The organism is Thermus sp., assembly GCF_040290245.1.
GTDB lineage: Bacteria > Deinococcota > Deinococci > Deinococcales > Thermaceae > Thermus_A.
The window spans coordinates 70,602-70,836 of record NZ_PSMQ01000002.1 but is presented as its reverse complement, the minus strand read 5'-3'; the positions used below and the strand labels follow the sequence as shown (position 1 = coordinate 70,836).

Annotated in this window: 1 pseudogene; it reads right to left on the bottom strand. The window is 59.1% G+C overall.

The window, feature by feature from the left end:
- Positions 1 to 123: 123 nt before the first annotated feature.
- Positions 124 to 235: pseudogene (locus C4301_RS09935) on the bottom strand (IS481 family transposase); the annotation flags it as partial.

Below are 235 nucleotides of genomic sequence, written 5' to 3'. Positions count from 1 at the left end.
CTCGGGGCTGACCGCGAAGCAACCGGCCGTTGTAGTGTGCTTTCGCGACAGCGAAACACCATTATTAGGCCAGATACGCATCCAGCTCAACCTGCAGCTCCGCTATACGCCTAGGTAAAGGCCTAAAGGTCGATGGCTGAAAAGTGCTTGACCACTTCACAGGGCCCCAGGGCCACCGTCAAGGTGTCCGCCTGCACTAAGTCCCCGGGCCTCTGCACCTCGTAGGTCTTGGGCT